The 15,829-nt window shown below is 64.2% G+C and carries 14 protein-coding genes; 6 read left to right on the forward strand and 8 right to left on the reverse strand.

The window, feature by feature from the left end; genetic code table 11:
- Nucleotides 1-3: 3 nt before the first annotated feature.
- The 4 genes from efeO to ACIQLF_RS12985 all read right to left on the reverse strand — a co-directional run bounded on the left by efeO (nt 4) and on the right by ACIQLF_RS12985 (nt 4,771).
- A complete protein-coding gene (gene efeO, locus ACIQLF_RS12970; protein WP_400298918.1) occupies nt 4-1,161 on the reverse strand; it encodes an iron uptake system protein EfeO in 1,158 nt (385 codons plus the stop codon).
- Between the two features lie 33 nt (nt 1,162-1,194).
- Nucleotides 1,195-2,043: an iron uptake transporter permease EfeU gene (gene efeU / locus ACIQLF_RS12975; RefSeq protein WP_400298921.1), complete on the reverse strand. Its 849-nt coding sequence runs from the start codon at nt 2,041-2,043 to the stop codon at nt 1,195-1,197.
- 437 nt (nt 2,044-2,480) lie between these two features.
- The gene (htpX, locus tag ACIQLF_RS12980; protein ID WP_400298923.1) at nt 2,481-3,353 is read right to left on the reverse strand and encodes a zinc metalloprotease HtpX; all 873 of its coding nucleotides are present in this window, start codon (nt 3,351-3,353) and stop codon (nt 2,481-2,483) included.
- A 137-nt stretch (nt 3,354-3,490) separates the two neighbouring features.
- Complete coding sequence (locus tag ACIQLF_RS12985; RefSeq protein WP_400298926.1) at nt 3,491-4,771, reverse strand: MFS transporter; 1,281 nt, start codon at nt 4,769-4,771, stop codon at nt 3,491-3,493.
- 72 nt (nt 4,772-4,843) lie between these two features.
- Between ACIQLF_RS12985 and ACIQLF_RS12990 the strand changes: the two genes are divergently transcribed.
- Together ACIQLF_RS12990 and ACIQLF_RS12995 are read left to right on the forward strand one after the other, a co-directional pair.
- On the forward strand, nt 4,844-5,272 hold the full coding sequence (locus ACIQLF_RS12990; protein WP_400298928.1) for a Fur family transcriptional regulator: 429 nt from the start codon (nt 4,844-4,846) through the stop codon (nt 5,270-5,272).
- 54 nt (nt 5,273-5,326) lie between these two features.
- Complete coding sequence (locus ACIQLF_RS12995) at nt 5,327-6,799, forward strand: catalase (RefSeq protein ID WP_400298930.1); 1,473 nt, start codon at nt 5,327-5,329, stop codon at nt 6,797-6,799.
- Between the two features lie 196 nt (nt 6,800-6,995).
- Here the strand turns inward: ACIQLF_RS12995 and ACIQLF_RS13000 are convergent, their stop codons facing one another.
- Nucleotides 6,996-8,417, reverse strand: a complete 1,422-nt coding sequence (locus ACIQLF_RS13000; RefSeq protein ID WP_400298933.1) for an FAD-dependent oxidoreductase — start codon at nt 8,415-8,417, stop codon at nt 6,996-6,998.
- 346 nt (nt 8,418-8,763) lie between these two features.
- On the opposite strand from ACIQLF_RS13000, the gene rarD reads away from it, so the two are divergent.
- Complete coding sequence (gene rarD, locus ACIQLF_RS13005) at nt 8,764-9,816, forward strand: EamA family transporter RarD (protein WP_400298935.1); 1,053 nt, start codon at nt 8,764-8,766, stop codon at nt 9,814-9,816.
- Between the two features lie 124 nt (nt 9,817-9,940).
- On the opposite strand, the gene gabT is transcribed toward rarD, so the two are convergent.
- The 3 genes from gabT to ACIQLF_RS13020 all read right to left on the reverse strand — a co-directional run bounded on the left by gabT (nt 9,941) and on the right by ACIQLF_RS13020 (nt 13,307).
- Nucleotides 9,941-11,281, reverse strand: a complete 1,341-nt coding sequence (gene gabT / locus ACIQLF_RS13010) for a 4-aminobutyrate--2-oxoglutarate transaminase (RefSeq protein WP_400298938.1) — start codon at nt 11,279-11,281, stop codon at nt 9,941-9,943.
- 299 nt (nt 11,282-11,580) lie between these two features.
- On the reverse strand, nt 11,581-11,718 hold the full coding sequence (locus ACIQLF_RS13015; protein ID WP_387526648.1) for a methionine/alanine import family NSS transporter small subunit: 138 nt from the start codon (nt 11,716-11,718) through the stop codon (nt 11,581-11,583).
- The gene (locus ACIQLF_RS13020) at nt 11,715-13,307 is read right to left on the reverse strand and encodes a sodium-dependent transporter (protein WP_400298941.1); all 1,593 of its coding nucleotides are present in this window, start codon (nt 13,305-13,307) and stop codon (nt 11,715-11,717) included. The genes ACIQLF_RS13015 and ACIQLF_RS13020 overlap by 4 nt, the downstream gene beginning before the upstream one ends.
- 111 nt (nt 13,308-13,418) lie before the next feature.
- Here ACIQLF_RS13020 and ACIQLF_RS13025 point away from each other — a divergent pair, with 111 nt between their 5' ends.
- The 3 genes from ACIQLF_RS13025 to ACIQLF_RS13035 are packed head-to-tail and all read left to right on the forward strand — an operon-like array spanning nt 13,419 to nt 15,821.
- The gene (locus tag ACIQLF_RS13025) at nt 13,419-14,825 is read left to right on the forward strand and encodes a PucR family transcriptional regulator (protein ID WP_400298944.1); all 1,407 of its coding nucleotides are present in this window, start codon (nt 13,419-13,421) and stop codon (nt 14,823-14,825) included.
- A gap of 25 nt (nt 14,826-14,850) precedes the next feature.
- Complete coding sequence (locus tag ACIQLF_RS13030) at nt 14,851-15,285, forward strand: hypothetical protein (protein ID WP_400298947.1); 435 nt, start codon at nt 14,851-14,853, stop codon at nt 15,283-15,285.
- Between the two features lie 20 nt (nt 15,286-15,305).
- A complete protein-coding gene (locus tag ACIQLF_RS13035) occupies nt 15,306-15,821 on the forward strand; it encodes an HIT family protein (protein ID WP_400298950.1) in 516 nt (171 codons plus the stop codon).
- Nucleotides 15,822-15,829: the final 8 nt, after the last annotated feature.

Raw genomic sequence — 15,829 nt, forward strand, 5'->3', positions numbered from 1 at the left:
GTGCTACTTCACCACTGCGGCGGTGAGCTTGGACAGCGGCTCGCCCAGCGCGTCCACTGCCGAGCTGAGTTCCTGGATCTGGGCATCGGTCAGATCGGTGTAGAGGACAAAGCCGTCGCCCTTCCTGTACTGGTCGAGCAGCCCCTGAAGCGTTGCGAAGCTGGTTTCCAGCGCGGCATCCAGTTCCGAGTCGTTGCCGGCAAGCAACGGACGCAGGTCCTCATAGGCGATGCGCGCACCTTCGACGTTGGCCTGGAAGTCCCACAGGTCGGTGTGCGAGAAGAATTCTTCCTCGCCGGTGACCTTGCCCGTGGCAACCTCGTCCAGCAGTTCCTTGGCACCGTTGGCCAGCTTGTCTGGCGTGTAGGTCAGCTCACGGGTGCGGCTGTTGAGCTCAACGGTGTCGGCAACCATCTTGTCGGCCACCGTCTGACGTTCGGCCTGCGTCATGGCGGTGTAGCCCTTGGGTGCCCACAGGTCTTTTTCAGCCCGGTGCCAGCCGGTGAAGGCGTCGCCCTTTTCCAAGTCCTTTTCGCGTGCGTCCAGCATGGGGTCCAGATCGCCGAAGGACTCGGCGACCGGCTCGATGCGTTCCCAGTGCATGCGCACGGCGGGGTAGAGTTCGCGCGCCTTGTCGGCGTCCCCCGCGGCGAAAGCCTCCGCAAATTCCTTGGTGCCCTCGACCAGCTGCTGTGCCTGGTCCTTCACGTAGGCGGAGTACAGGCTCACAGCGTTGGCCTGAAGCGCTGCGCGGTCGGCGTTGACGACTTCCCCTTCCGGCGCCTTGGTCACGGCGAATGCCGCACGAATGCCGTCGCCGACCATTCCGGGCTTGCAAGCGGTGAAGTACTTTCCCTCCGGTGCCATGACCACAAGGTCGCGGCTGAGTCCCGGGCCCACGTTTTCAACTTCGCCGACGATGCGCAGACCGTCCTCGGCCAACAGGTAGAACTCGGTCACCTCGGTGCCTTCGTTCTTGACGGAGAACTTCATGGTTCCGCCCGGCGCGGTGCCGGTGGAGAGCGTGCAGGCATCGGCGGTGCTGGTGACCTGGATGGTCCCGTCACCCGCAGCGGTCGGGGTGTTGGTGGTGCAACCGGTCAGGGCCAGCGCCGCAACGGAAGCTGCCGCGGTGAAGTGAAGGGGTCTAACAAGCTTCATGAGGATTCCTTGATGGTGAAAGCGATGCGGGATTTAGACTGCGGCGTGTGCGGCGACGGGTGCGGCCGTCACGGCCTTCTTGGGCACAGCGATACGGCGGAAGAAAATGAACATCACGGGAACCACGTAGGTCACCCAGACGATTGCCTCAAGCCATGTGGTTGCGGGCGAGAAGTTAAAGACGCCCTTGAGCAGCGTTCCCAGGAAGCCGCCCGGTGCGATGATGTGTGAAACGTCGAAGGCGAGATTGTGCAGGCCCGGCAGGATTGCCGCCTCCTGCAGGTCGTGCACGCCGTAGGCCAGGACGCCTCCGGCAACAACGATCAGTGCGGCGCCGGTCCAGGTGAAGAACTTGGACAGGTTGATCTTCAGGACTCCACGGTGCAACAGCGCACCAAGGCCAATGGCGACGATGATGCCAAGCGTTGCGCCCACCAGCGGCTGCCAGGTTTCACCCGTGGCACGGGTCGCGGCCCACAGGAACATTGCGGTTTCCAGACCCTCTCGGCCCACCGCGAACGCACCCACCATGATGAGCCCCCAGGCCGAGCCTTCGGCCGCTTGGTCCACTTTCCCGCGGAGGTCCGAGGCCAGGGTCTTGGATGCACTCGCCATCCAGAAGACCATCCACGTCACGAATCCCACGGCAACGATGGACAGGCTGCCGCCGATCGCTTCCTGGGCTTCGAAGGTCAGTCCACGCGGCCCGAAGGTCAGCAACGCTCCGAACCCCAAGGAGACGGCAACGGCAATGCCGACTCCGGCGAAAATCCGGGGAATGAGCTGTTTTCGTCCGGTCTTTTGCAGATATGCCAACAGCAGCACAACGACAAGGACTGCTTCGAGCCCTTCGCGCAGGCCGATCAGAAAATTCGCGGTCATGAATGTATTACCTTCGTGGGTTCAGCGTCAACCGACGGGCACCGGCGCTGCGATGTCCCCACGATTAGGCGTGACTGATGCGAATAGGCCACATGCCCATCGCCTAATGAGGTTACGTCTTGCTTACATCAAGCCGCAAACCGAATGACGGTCCGTCAGAAATCCGCCCCGACACACCTATCCGGCATCTTACAAAAATCTGCGGCTTCACTTGGGAGTATGGATCCATTGCAGGCCCTTGTCACGATTCTGCGTTTCATTTGATGACGCCGGCATTCTTCCGGGCGCCGCAGATCGGTGCCCGGCAAGGCTTGCCTGACCTGCAGCCAAAAGCTGCGCCGAAACGGGGGCGCCGGGCAAGGAAATGCTCCCGCTTCCCCTTGAGGAGGGGAAACGGGAGCGAAAAGGCCGTCTTGCCGGAAGCCACCCCGGCTGGACTAGTAACCCAGTGGGCGGCCCGCCATCTTTTCCAGGCGCGCCACACGGTCGTCCATCGGTGGGTGGGTGGCGAAAAGCTTCTGGGCTCCCCCGGCAAACGGGTTGGCAATCATCAGGTGCGAGGTGTTCACCAGTCGCTGGTCGTCGCTCGGCAACGGGGCGCGCTGCACGCCGCCTTCCAACTTGCGCAGGGCCGAAGCCAACGCCAGCGGGTCGTTCGTCAGCTTTGCGCCGTCTTCATCGGCATCGTACTCGCGGGTGCGGCTGATCGCCATCTGGATCACGGTCGAGGCCAACGGGGCCAACAAGGCCATCGCGATCATGGCCAGCGGATTGGCATTGCGGCGGTCGCCGCCGCCGAAGAAGAGCAGGAACTGAGCCAGCGAGGTGATGACGCCTGCCACTGCGGCAGCCACGGAGGAGGTGAGGATGTCGCGGTTGTAGACGTGCATAAGTTCGTGTCCCAGCACCCCTCGAAGTTCGCGCTCGTTGAGCAACTGCAAGATGCCCTCGGTGCAGCACACCGCCGCATTCTGCGGGTTGCGGCCCGTGGCGAACGCGTTCGGGGCCACCGTCGGCGAGACATAGAGACGCGGCATCGGCTGCTGGGCAGCAGCCGAAAGCTCGCGCACGATCTTGTACATGGCGGGCTGTTCGGCTTCGGTGACGGGGTAGGCCTGCATGGAGCGGATGGCGAGCTTGTCGCTATTCCAGTAGCCATAGGCTGTAGTGGCCAAACCGATGAGCGCAAAGATCCAAATGAAACTGCTGCTTCCGGTTCCCGAAGACAACAGGCCGCCAATGGCCAGCAAGAGGGCGAACATGCCGCCAAGCAGCCCCGCAGTCTTCAGACCGTTGTTGTGATTGTGCACTGTGGTTTTCTCCTCGAAAAACGGTTCACGGCTTCATGCACCGCATGTATCCACTGTAGTCAACGTGCCTTGGAGCGTCTTTGTTCCCCGCTGGGATGTTGCCGCGAGTTTTGGATGCGGTGGTTCGGGGGAAGGCTTCAGGGCCTTGGGTGGCGCGAGTCGTAGCGCAGGAACCCGGGCTGCACACGCATGAGAAGCGCGGCGGCAACCACGCAGGCGATCCCGCCCAGGAGCAGCGTTGCACCCTCGCCGATCCCGCCAGCGACGCCGCCGGAGAGCATCTCGCCCAGCCTCGGGCCGCCGGCGACGACCACGATGAACACGCCCTGCAACCGTCCACGCAGGTGGTCGGGGGTCGCGGTCTGCAGGATGGTGGTGCGGAATACCGAGGAGATCGCGTCGGCGACGCCCGCGACGGCCATGCACAGTGCGGCTGGCCACAGCCAGGCGCTGGCCTCCCCGCCGGAGGGGAGCGGTTGGCGCGAAGCCAGCAACACCACCAGTCCGAAGGCCCCGATGCTCGCACCCCAGACCGCCACGCACACGAACACCGCAACCCCCTGACGGTGGATCCGCCCCAGCGGACCGGAGAACAACCCGGCCAGGAAGGCGCCCATGGCAGTGGCGGCGAGGAGCAGGCCCATCGTCAGCTCTCCTCCACCGATCAGCACGACACCCACTGCCGGAAGCAGCGCCCGCGGGGCCGCAAGCACCATGGCCGCCAAGTCGATCAGGAACGTCATGCGGACGTTGGGCTGGGTCCCCAGGAACCGGAATCCCTCGATCACCGAGCGCAGCCCCGCCTGCCCGGCCTTCCCGTCGGGAGGCAGTGCGGGGAGCATGTACACGGACCAGACGGCGGCGGTGTAGGTCAACACGTCGATTCCGTAGGTCCAGCCGAAACCGATCCGCGCCACCAGGATCCCGCCCAGCAGCGGGCCGACCATCTGCGCAATTCCGAACGTGACCATGTTCAGCGAGTTCGCCGCGGGCAGCAGCTTGAGTCCGACGATTGCGGGGATGATGGCGCCGCGGGCCGGCTGGTTGATTCCGCCCGCCGCCGAATGGACGGCCACCAGGCCGTAGAGCACCCAGACGTTGTCCACGCCGAGCCAGGCCTGGGCCGCGATCGCTGCGGTTGCCGCCCATAGGACGACGGCCGAGGCCAGCGCCACGGTGCGCCGGTCGTGGGAGTCCGCGATCGAGCCCCCGTAGAGACCCGTCAACACCAGCGGAACCAGGGCGAAGGCGCCGAGCAGGCCCACGTAAAAGCTCGAGTGGGTCAGCTGGTAGACCTCCAGGCTGACCGCCACAAGCGTCAGCTGCCCGCCGATGGCGGAGAGCGCATTGCCGATCCAGAGACGCTTGAAGGCCGGGCTTTCACGCAGTGGACTCAGGTCGGCAAGGATTCGTGGCACCCAACGAGTCTAGCCACGCATGACACGCCACACAGGACATTTATCTTGACTTATTCAAAATAAGAGTGTGGAATGGTTCACATGGACCATTCGACACAAATGCGGGATCTAGGGCTGCGGGTAACCCGCGGCCGCCTTGCCGTGCTCGAGGTTCTTGACCGGCATCCGCACTCCTCGGCGGAAACCGTTGTGGAAGAAGTCCACAGGGATTTGCCTGATGTTTCGATCCAGTCGGTCTACAACGTGCTTAATGATTTGACCGAGCAAGGCATCTTGCGCAGGTTCACTCCCCCTCATTCCGCGGCGCTCTATGAAACCCGCGTGAATGACAACCACCACCATGCCATCTGTACCGGTTGCGGCCGGGTCGAGGACGTGGACTGCGCGGTGGGCCACGCTCCCTGCCTGACCCCCTCGGACAACCACGGCATGGTCATCCAGATTGCCGATGTCCTTTACCAGGGCATCTGTGAAGACTGCAGGAAAGCAGCGGATTCCTAGAGCAACCCCGTTGCCCCCGCAGAGTTACCAACCCACACAGAAGGAGAGTCTCTCTTGAGCGAGAACTTCACCACCACCCAGTCCGGTGCCCCGGTCGCCAGCGACGCGCACTCGCTGACCAGCGGCCCGGACGGCATCACCGCCCTGCACGACCGTTACCTCGTCGAAAAGCTGGCAGCGTTCAACCGCGAGCGCGTGCCGGAGCGCAACCCGCACGCAAAGGGCGGTGGAGCATTCGGTGAATTCTTCGTCACCGAAGACGTTTCCAAGTACACCCGTGCCGCGGTCTTCCAGCCGGGCGCCACCTCCGAGACGCTGCTGCGCTTCTCCTCGGTCGCCGGCGAGCAGGGCTCCCCCGACACCTGGCGCGACGTGCGTGGTTTCGCACTTCGCTTCTACACCACCGAGGGCAACTACGACGTCGTAGGCAACAACACCCCGGTCTTCTTCATCCGCGACGGCATCAAGTTCCCGGACTTCATCCACTCGCAGAAGCGCATGGGAGCTTCCGGCCTGCGCGACGGCGACATGCAGTGGGACTTCTGGACCCACTCCCCCGAGTCCGCACACCAGGTGACCTACCTGATGGGCGATCGCGGCCTGTCCCGCTCCTGGCGTGAACTCAACGGCTACGGCTCGCACACCTACCAGTGGATCAACGCCGAGGGCGAGCGTTTCTGGGTGAAGTACCACTTCATCTCCCGCCAGGGTGTCCACAACATGGGCGCCGAGGAAGCCGAGAGGCTTGCAGGCTCGGACGCCGACTTCTACCGTCGCGACCTGTTCGACAACATCGAGGCCGGCAACTTCCCGACCTGGGACGTCAAGGTCCAGGTCATGCCGTACGAAGAGGGCAAGACCTACCGCTTCAACCCGTTCGACATGACCAAGGTCTGGCCGCACGCGGACTACCCGCTGATCCCGGTTGGCCACTTCACGTTGAACCGCAACCCGCGCAACTTCTTCGCCGAGATCGAGCAGGCAGCGTTCTCCCCGTCGAACCTGGTTCCGGGCATCGACATCAGCCCCGACAAGATGCTGATGGCCCGCGTGTTCTCCTACCCGGATGCACAGCGCAACCGCATCGGCACCAACTACAACCAGTTGCCGGTCAACCAGCCGCACGCCGCCAAGGTGAACAACTACATGCACGAAGGTGCCATGCAGTACCTGTTCAACGCACCGGAAGCCCGCGTCTACACCCCGAACTCCTTCGGCGGCCCGTCTGCCGATGCAGAGCGCGCCGGTGAAGGCGGCTGGGAGACCGACGGCGAGCTGGTCCGCGCGGCACAGACCCTGCGTTCGGAAGACGACGACTTCGGCCAGGCCGGTACCCTGTACCGCGAGGTCTACGACGCTGAGTCCAAGGAACGCTTCCACGCAACCCTGCTGGGTCAGTGCCAGGGCATCACCATCGAGTCCATCCGCGAAGGCTTCTTCCAGTACTGGACGAACGTCGATGCGAACCTCGGCCAGATCCTGCGCGACGCCTACGCAGCAAGCATGAACGACGCGGCAGCCGTCTAAGTCCCGCACCGCGGGCTTGACCGGCACCTAGCCGAGCAAGCGAAGGGTCCCACACTCCACCGGGAGTGCGGGGCCCTTCGTCGTTTCCCCGCCGCTGGCCGATTGGGCACCGGACCCGGCAATCCCCGGACAAGGCAAATGCCCGCGTCCTCGACCGTTCGAGGACGCGGGCATCGGTTGCCTGGGGGGGGTGGGGCTAGTCGCGGGAGCTCTCGGCCATCTCGTCGCGGGAGATCTTGACCATCTCATCGCGGTCCACGACCTTGATGCGGGCGCGCTCCACCGGGCCCACCGAGGTTTCGGTCGGGCTTGCCGCCGCACCGAGCGCGATCTCGTGTGCGTCGAGCTTTTTCCACCCTTCCCAGGTGGTGAATTCAACGCCGCGGGACTGCAGCAATTCGATGATTGCGTCCTCGCTCGGGTTCGCTGCGGGCGGCAGGGCCATGCGGTCCTCGAGCAGGTTGCCGATGGTTTCCAGGGCGTCGCCCTTGGTGTGGCCGATCAGGCCTACCGGGCCGCGCTTGATCCAGCCGGTGGCGTAGAGGCCCGGAACGTGTGCTCCCTGGGCATCCAGCACGCGGCCGCCGGCGTTGGGGATGACCCCGCGCTTTTCGTCGAACTCGAGCTCGGCGAGCTCGGAGCCGAAGTAGCCGATGGCGCGGTACACGGCCTGGACCGGGTAGTCGATGAATTCGCCGGTGCCGCGGACGTTGCCGGTGCCGTCGAGTTCCTGGCGCTCGAACTTGATGCCGGCGACCTTGCCGTCCTCGCCGATGACCTCGACGGGGTTGTGCAGGAAGTGCAGGTGCAGGCGGCGGGAGGCGCCGGTGTCCTGCTCCTCGACGATCCAGTTGGTCAACGTGTTGACCATGGTCTTGACCTGGTTGTTGGACTTGATCAGGGCGTCGGAGGCCTCGTCGAACTCGAAGTCCTCCGGGTAAAGCACGATGTCGACGTCGCGGCTGTGGCTCAGTTCGCGCAATTCCAGCGGGGTGAACTTCACCTGGGCCGGGCCGCGGCGGCCGAAGATGTGCACGTCGGTGACGGGCGAATCCTTCAGGCCCTCAAAGACGTTCTCCGGGATCTCGGTGACCAGCAGGTCCTCGGCATGCTTGGAGAGCACGCGTGCCACGTCCAGCGCCACGTTGCCGTTGCCCAGCACCGCGATTTCCTTGGCCTCCAGCGGCCAGGTGCGCGGCACGTCGGGCTGGCCGTCGTACCAGGAGACGAAGTCCGCGGCGCCGTAGGAACCCTCAAGGTCGATGCCCGGGATGTTCATGTCGGCGTCCTTGATGGCGCCGGTGGCGAAGATGACCGCGTCGTACATGTCGCGGATGTCGCTCAGGGTCAGGTCGCGGCCGTAGGTCACGTTGCCGAGGAAGCGGATGTCGCCGCGGTCAAGCACCTTGTGCAGGGCGTTGACGATTCCCTTGATGCGCGGGTGGTCCGGGGCCACGCCGTAGCGGATCAGGCCGTAGGGCGCCGGGTAGGCGTCGAGCAGGTCGATGCTGACCTCGAACTCGCGTTCTGCCTTGGTGAGGATGTCGGCAGCATAGACGCCGGCCGGACCCGCCCCGATGATGGCGACACGGAGCGGACGTACTGCTGAATCGGACACGAGGGGTTCCTTCCGGAGGATGTACACGGGCGCGCAAAATAGTGCACAGCTACCTAGTCTAATTGGGATTGGCGCCCAAGTGGGAACCGTTGTGCCCATGCTCACGTTCCCGTGCGGCGTTTTCCGGGCCGGGATGCGGGGTTGGGGGTGCGGGCCACGTCGCCGTGGCCGAAGGTCGGGGCTGTAGGCTGAAGTGTGGGTAGTTTCGCCTCGGCTCGCGCTGCCGTCCAAGAAGCCTGTTGTCGCTAGTCAGCAACCCTTTTGCCGCCCACGAAAATGTCCGAACTTTTTGTTGCTTTGCACGGCAGCACGGAATGGAATCAATGTTTTCCCTGTTGAGTCAGTCATGACCCAAACGAGTACCCCCAAATCCACGAGTACGGCCGCCGGGGTCTCACCGACGTCCGAACGAAGCACCGGCTTGATACAGGGGCTGACAGCGTACGGCTTGTGGGGTCTGCTGCCGCTGTACTTCCTGACGATCGGCATTGCCTCGCCGATGGAAATCGTCGCCAACCGGATCGTCTGGTCGCTGGTGTTCTGCGCCATCCTGCTGAGCGTCACCCGGAACTGGCACCAGCTGTTCGCGCTGGGCCGCGACAGGCGGGCCATGATCCGGCTGACCGTGGCCTCAGTGCTCATTGCGATCAACTGGTTGACCTACACCTTCGCGGTCCTCAACGGCCACGCGGTCGAGGCCTCGCTGGGATACTTCATCAACCCCCTGGTTTCCACGGCACTGGGCGTCATCTTCCTCAAGGAGCGGCTGCGCCCGCTCCAGTGGATCGCCATGGGGTTCGGCCTGGCGACGGTGCTCACGCTGACCTTCGCGTACGGCAGCGTCCCGTACATCGCCCTGACCCTGGCATTCTCGTTCGGCTTCTACGGGTTCGTGAAGAACCGGGTGGGCCGCACGGCCACGGCACTGACCTCGCTGAGCATGGAGACCGCGATCCTGACCATTCCCGCCCTGGGGTTCATGGCCTGGCTCATCGCCCAAAACCAGGACACCGTGCTCTCCGCCGGCCCCGCGCACTTCTGGCTGATGGTCGCCAGCGGCGTCATCACCGCCGTGCCGTTGCTGCTCTTCGGCGCCTCGGCGCGCCGCCTGCCGTTGACGACGCTCGGCACCCTGCAGTTCCTGGCACCGATCCTGCAGTTCATCGTGGCACTGACGGTGTTCCACGAACCGATGCCGCCCGAACGCCTGGTCGGCTTCTGCCTGGTCTGGGTCGCCGTGATCCTGCTGTGCATCGACATGGCCACCCAGCCGCGACGCGACCGCGCCGCGCGGGCCGCCGTGGCCGTGAATGCCCGGCCCGATGCGGCACCGGCCGAGTCGGCGAAGACCGTTCCCCCGCGGGATGCCTCCGTCGAGTCTCCCGCCGAAAAGCGCTAACCGCACGCAGTCCCGCTTGGTTCCCGTTTCCTGCCCGTTTCCCGGGCATGAAGAAAGGGGCTGGTAGCTGTCCAAAGCCCTGAACAACTTCCAGCCCCTTTCTTGGCTATGCGTCTAGCAACGACTAGACGTTGGCACGGATGGCGGCTTCCAGCACGTCGAATGCGTCTGCAAGCAGCTCGTCGCTGATGACCAGCGGAGGCAGCAGGCGGATGACGTTGCCGTAGGTGCCGCAGGTGAGGATCAGGACGCCTGCAGCCAAGCAGTCGGCAGCGATCTTCTTGGTGATGTCGGCGTCCGGCTCGGTGCCGCCGGCCTTGACCAGCTCGATGGCAACCATGGCGCCACGGCCGCGGATGTCGCCGATGACCGAAACCTCGGACTGGATCTTGCGCATGCGAGTGAAGAACTGCTCTTCGATCTCGCGGGCGCGGCCGGCGAGGTCCTGCTCTTCCATGAACTTGATGGTCTCGAGAGCAGCTGCAACGGCAACCGGGTTGCCGCCGTAGGTGCCGCCCAGGCCGCCCGGGTGGACCGAGTCGAGCAGGTCGGCGCGGCCGACGATGCCCGAGAGCGGCATGCCGCCGGCGATGCCCTTGGCAACGGTGATGATGTCAGGGGTGATGCCCTCGACGTCGGAGGCGAACCAGGCGCCGGCGCGGCAGAAGCCGGCCTGCACTTCGTCGGCCACGAAGACGATGCCCTGCTCCTTGGCCCATTCGGCGATGCGCGGCAGGAAGCCGGCGGCGGGAACGATGAAGCCGCCCTCACCCTGGATCGGCTCGATAATGATGGCCGCGATCTGGTCGCCGCCGATCTGCTTCTCCATGGCCAGGATGGCGCGCTCGGCGGCTTCCTTGCCGGAGATGTTCGGGTTCTCTTCGCGGAACGGGTAGCTCATCGGCATGCGGTAGATTTCCGAGGCCAGCGGGCCGAATCCGCGCTTGTACGGTGCAGCCTTGGCGGTCAGGCCCATGGTCAGGTTGGTGCGGCCGTGGTAGGCGTGGTCGAAGGCGACGACGGCGGTGCGGCCGGTGGCCACGCGGGCGACCTTGATGGCGTTCTCGACGGCTTCAGAACCGGAGTTGAAGAAGACGGCCTTCTTCGCGTGGGTGCCCGGGGTGATTTCGGCAAGCTTTTCGGCCAGCTCGACGTAGCCCTCGTACGGGGTCACCATGAAGCAGGTGTGGGTGAAGTGTGCTGCCTGGGCCGCGACGGCCGCAGCAACGCGCTCGTTGGAGGCGCCCACGCTGGTTACCGCAATGCCCGAGCCCAGGTCGATGATGGAGTTGCCGTCGACGTCGACGATCACGCCGCCATCGGCGTCGGCAACGTAGACCGGGAGCGAGGAAGCCACGCCCAGGGCCACGGCTGCCGTACGGCGTGCTGCCAATTCGACGGACTTCGGTCCAGGGAAGGCACCGTTGATCTGGCGCTTCTGTTCAATGCGGTAAGTGACGTCCATGAACGCTCATTCCTTTCCCGGCCCTTGCGGTTTGGGACCCCTCGTCCTGCGCCATCGGGCAGGAACTTGGGCACGCACAAAGGAAACCGGTGTGTTGGTGTTGTGTACTTTCATGAAGCCTATGTGCGGGTGAGAATACCCGCTAGTGAAATTGGCACAGTAGTCCCGGAATTTCACAGTGCATGTGCACAGAAGTTTGCGGGGGCCGTTTAACGAAAAAGACGGCCCGCACCCGACCGGGATTACCGGACTGGCGCGGACCGCCGCGTTGCTTTCACGCAGCTCGGGGCGTGGACGCCTTACAGCTCGTGGGGCATTTCCTCGGGAAGGTGCCCCTCGTCCTCGGGGTGGCGGGCCAGGTTCCACATGGAAAGGGCGAGGCCTCCCCAGACGGTGACCATGGCAATGATCATCATGGTGATGGCTACCGGGGTCATGCCTTCAGCTCCTCTGCTGCTTCGTCGGCCGCAAGTTCGGCCTCGAATTCGTCGTATTCCGGGTCATGGAGCTTGGATTTCTCGCTCCACGGGATCATCGAGAGCAACAGGGCGCCGATGATCAGCGCGCCCACCATGCCCCAGCCGAAGACCCCGTTGAACCACGCCGGGTAGCCGGAGTACTGTTCGGCGCTCTTGCTCTGGATTTCGTTGATCAGCATGTAGCCAAGGGCCACGGGTGCAATGCCGCCGACGAGAATGCGCCAAACTGTGCCCATCTTGATCGACGAGGTGCGGTTCATGTGCTTCTGCAGGCCCGGCAGCGCGGTCAGCCCGGCGCTCAGCACGATGACCGTGACAAGTGCACAGGCAAGGATGCCGAACTGGTTGACGAACGCATCAGAGGTGTCCAACAGCTGCAGGCCCGTGGTGGTCGGGAAGAGCACCATCGAAACCAGCGCGATCGGGATCGTGACAATCAGCGTTGCCGACTTGCGGCTCCAGCCCAGCTTGTCCTGGAATGCCGCGACGATGACCTCAAGGATCGAGATCAAGGAGGTCAGTCCCGCAAAGACCAGCGAGCCGAAGAACAGCACGCCGAGGATCGCGCCGAACGGCGCCTCGGAGACGATGGTCGGGAAGGCGATGAAGGCCAGTCCGATGCCGCCGCTTGCCACCTCGGACACCGCGGTGCCGGAGGCTGCCGCCATGAAGCCGAGCGCGGCGAAGACGCCGATGCCGGCGAGGATCTCGAACCCGGAGTTGGCGAACGCGACAACCATGCCCGAGCCGGTCAGGTCGGTCTTGCGCTTCAGGTAGGAAGAGTAGGTGACCATGATGCCGAAGGCCACGGACAGGGAGAAGAAGATGTGGCCGAAGGCCGCCGCCCACACGCCCGGGTCCTGCAGCGCTTCCCAGTTCGGGGTGAAGAAGGCGTTCAGGCCTTCCATCGCGCCGGGGAGCAATACGGCCTGGATCACCAGGATCACGAACATGACAACCAGCAGCGGCAGGAAGATCGCGTTTGCACGCGAAATGCCCTTGTTCACGCCGGCGACCATGATAACGATTGCCACGACCCAGACGGCAAACATCGGGAAGAAGACGTTGGAAACGAAGTCGAAGGACAGCCCTGCGTCCGGCGCCATCTTGAGGAAGTCGTTGAAGAAGAATGCCTCCGCGTCACTCCCCCAGGCCTTGGTCACCGAGAACCAGGTGTACATGGCGGCCCAGGCAATGATTGCCGCGTAGTAGATCGCGATGACGAAGCAGATCAGGACTTGCCACCAGCCAAGCGGTTCGGCCGCACGGTTGAGTCGGCGGTACGACAGCGGGGCGGAGCCGCGTCCGCGGTGGCCAACCGAGTAGTCCAGGAAGAGCAACGGGATGCCCGCGCACAGCAGTGCCACGAGGTACGGGATCAGGAAGGCCCCGCCACCGTTGTCGTAGGCAACATAGGGGAAACGCCAGATGTTGCCCAGCCCAACGGCGGAGCCGATGGCCGAAAGAATGAAGAGTTTTCGAGACGAGAATGTCTCACGAGGAACCGGCGCGGTTTTTCCGCCCCGGCCTGTTGGTGCAGTGGTCATCGGACTACTTTACCCATAAGTGACGTACGTCCCGTGACCAAGGACGCATTCTGACCAACCCGAAGAACGATTGGTCGTACGAGTGCACAAAAAACTCCATAGAATTGGTGCATGGCCATCACCTTGTCGCGACTCCTCGGGTCCCCCGCACTCTCCCTGCGCGCACTGACCGATATTTCGGCGGCGGGAGACATTCCGATCGAGTGGGCGGCAGTCACGGAACTACGCGACCCGTCCCCCTTCCTGAGCGGCGGGGAGATCGTGCTGACCACGGGCCTGCGGCAAACCACGATCGCCAACCAGCAGGCCTTCGTGGAGACCGTTCACGGCGCGGGCGCCCTGGCCCTGGGCTACGGGACGGGGCTGAGCCACCGCAGCGTTCCGGCGGCGGTCATCCGCAAGGCCACCGAGCTCGGCCTGCCGGTGTTCGAGGTCCCCTACGAAACCCCGTTTGTGGCAATCACCAAGTTGATTGCCGATACGCTGAACGCCGACCACCTGGCACGCCTCGAACGCCTCCTCAAGGGTCACCAGCAACTGGCGTCCACGCTGCTCACGGGCGGATTGCGTGCAATGCTGCGCGAGCTCTCGCGCATGCTCGGCACCGCGGTCTCGCTGACCCAGTTCGGGGCCAGGGTGCACGGCCCGGAACTGGGTACGGAGAAATGGCATCCGGTTCCCATCGCCACCGGGCTGAAGGACAGGTGCACGCTTTACCTGGCCGAGCCGTACACCCGGGATGGATTGGTCGACTACGCCCAGGGACTGATCGGGCTGGAGCTGGCAAACCAGGCCAGGCTGCGTGAATCCAACCGCTTGGTCGCGGGCCAGGCATTTTCGGACCTGATCGCCGGGAACCTCAGCGCCACCGAGGCGACCGCCCGCTTGCAGGGAATCGGGATCACCGTGAACCGACCGCATTCGGTCGTGTTGGTGCATGCGTCCGCGGGGCATGAAAAGGCGTTGCGGACCCTGCCCATCCCGCCGGAGCTGGAACATGAGGCCTCTGCCATTGTGGATGACCGGCTCGCCCTGGTGGTGAATGGCAGCCATGCCGCAAAGTTCGCGGCCCAGCTCGACGGGTACCTGGACGGGGCTGGCATTACCGCCCGCGTGAGTTTCGGCGGGGACTATGCCCAGGCCAACGGCCTGCGTTGGAGCTTCTTCGAGGCGCTCGAGGCCCTGCGCCACGGCGAACGCATCAACACCCCGTCCAGGCTCTCGCTCACCTCGCTGCTGCTTGCGGCGCGCGATGTCCCGCTGCAGGCGCTGGCACAGGAGGCGCTAGGGCCGCTGGAAGCCTTCGACAAGAAACATTCGGCGGAGTTGCTGGGTACGTTGCGTCACTACCTGGAATTGGACGGCAGCGTCGGCGCTGTGGCCGAAACCCTTGGATTGCACCGCAATACCGTGCGATACCGGCTCCAACAGATCAGCGAGCTCAGCGGCTACGACCCGACAACCACCGCCGACCGGGTGCAATTGTGGCTTGCGTTGACCGCCAAGGACATTACTTAGAATCGCTCCGGATAGAATGGGGAACATGGCTGAAATGTTCCTTGAGAAGTTCCGTTCACTGGTTCCGTTGTACCTCGAGGACGAGTGGCAAAAAGAAGACGGCTTGACCGACGCCGAGCTCGATGAAGCGCTCGGCACGCTTCCCGTCCAGTTGCCCTTGGTCCTGCGCGAGTTCTACCTGGCACTGGGTGGCTGCGAAGATCTGATGGAGGCGTACCACTACTTCTTCGACCCGGACGAGCTCGAGGTCGAAGACGGCTACTTGCTCTTCCTTGAGGACGAGGAAGAAAAGTACGTCTGGGGCTTCCGCCTTGACCAGCTCGAAGTGCCGGACCCGATCGTCTACCGCCGCCAGAACGCCCGCGGCACCTGGAAGAGCGAAGAGGGCACCTTCAGCGAATACGTCCTTGACATGTTCACCTGGGTATTCAACGAGCTCTCCCCCGAGCTGAACAACTAACCCCCGGGTCAACCACCCCCATGCGCCGGCTATGGAAATCGCACGCACCGGAAGATTACCGATGCCCTTTTTGCGAGCTCCTGGCCGGCGTTGAGTTTTCCCAGGACAACCTCTGTGCGCCGACCGACCTGATCTACCGGACCGAACACATCGCCGTCATCATGGCCTGCGACGGGTTCGGCCCCCACGGCGGCCATGCCATGGTCATTCCCGCCGCGCACCACGAGGCGCTCTACGACCTGCCCGAAAAGGTCGCTGCGGAAATCATGTTCGAGACCCGGCGCATCGCACTGGCCATGAAACACGCGTGGTCCCCCGAGGGCACCAGCACCAGGCAGCACAACGAGCCCGCCGGCAACCAGCACGTCTGGCACTACCACCAGCACGTGTTTCCTCGCTTCAGCGACGACGACCTCTACAGGCACCTGCGGCACCGCGTCCCGGTTGCCGAGCGCGCACAAAAGGCCGCCCAGTTGCGGGCGGCCCTGAGTGATGCAAACCTTTGGGGCGAGTACCCCGAAAGGTTCCTCGTTTAGGTTTTCGC

It is taken from the genome of Paeniglutamicibacter sp. NPDC091659, from assembly GCF_044756805.1.
In the GTDB taxonomy this organism is placed as follows: domain Bacteria; phylum Actinomycetota; class Actinomycetes; order Actinomycetales; family Micrococcaceae; genus Paeniglutamicibacter.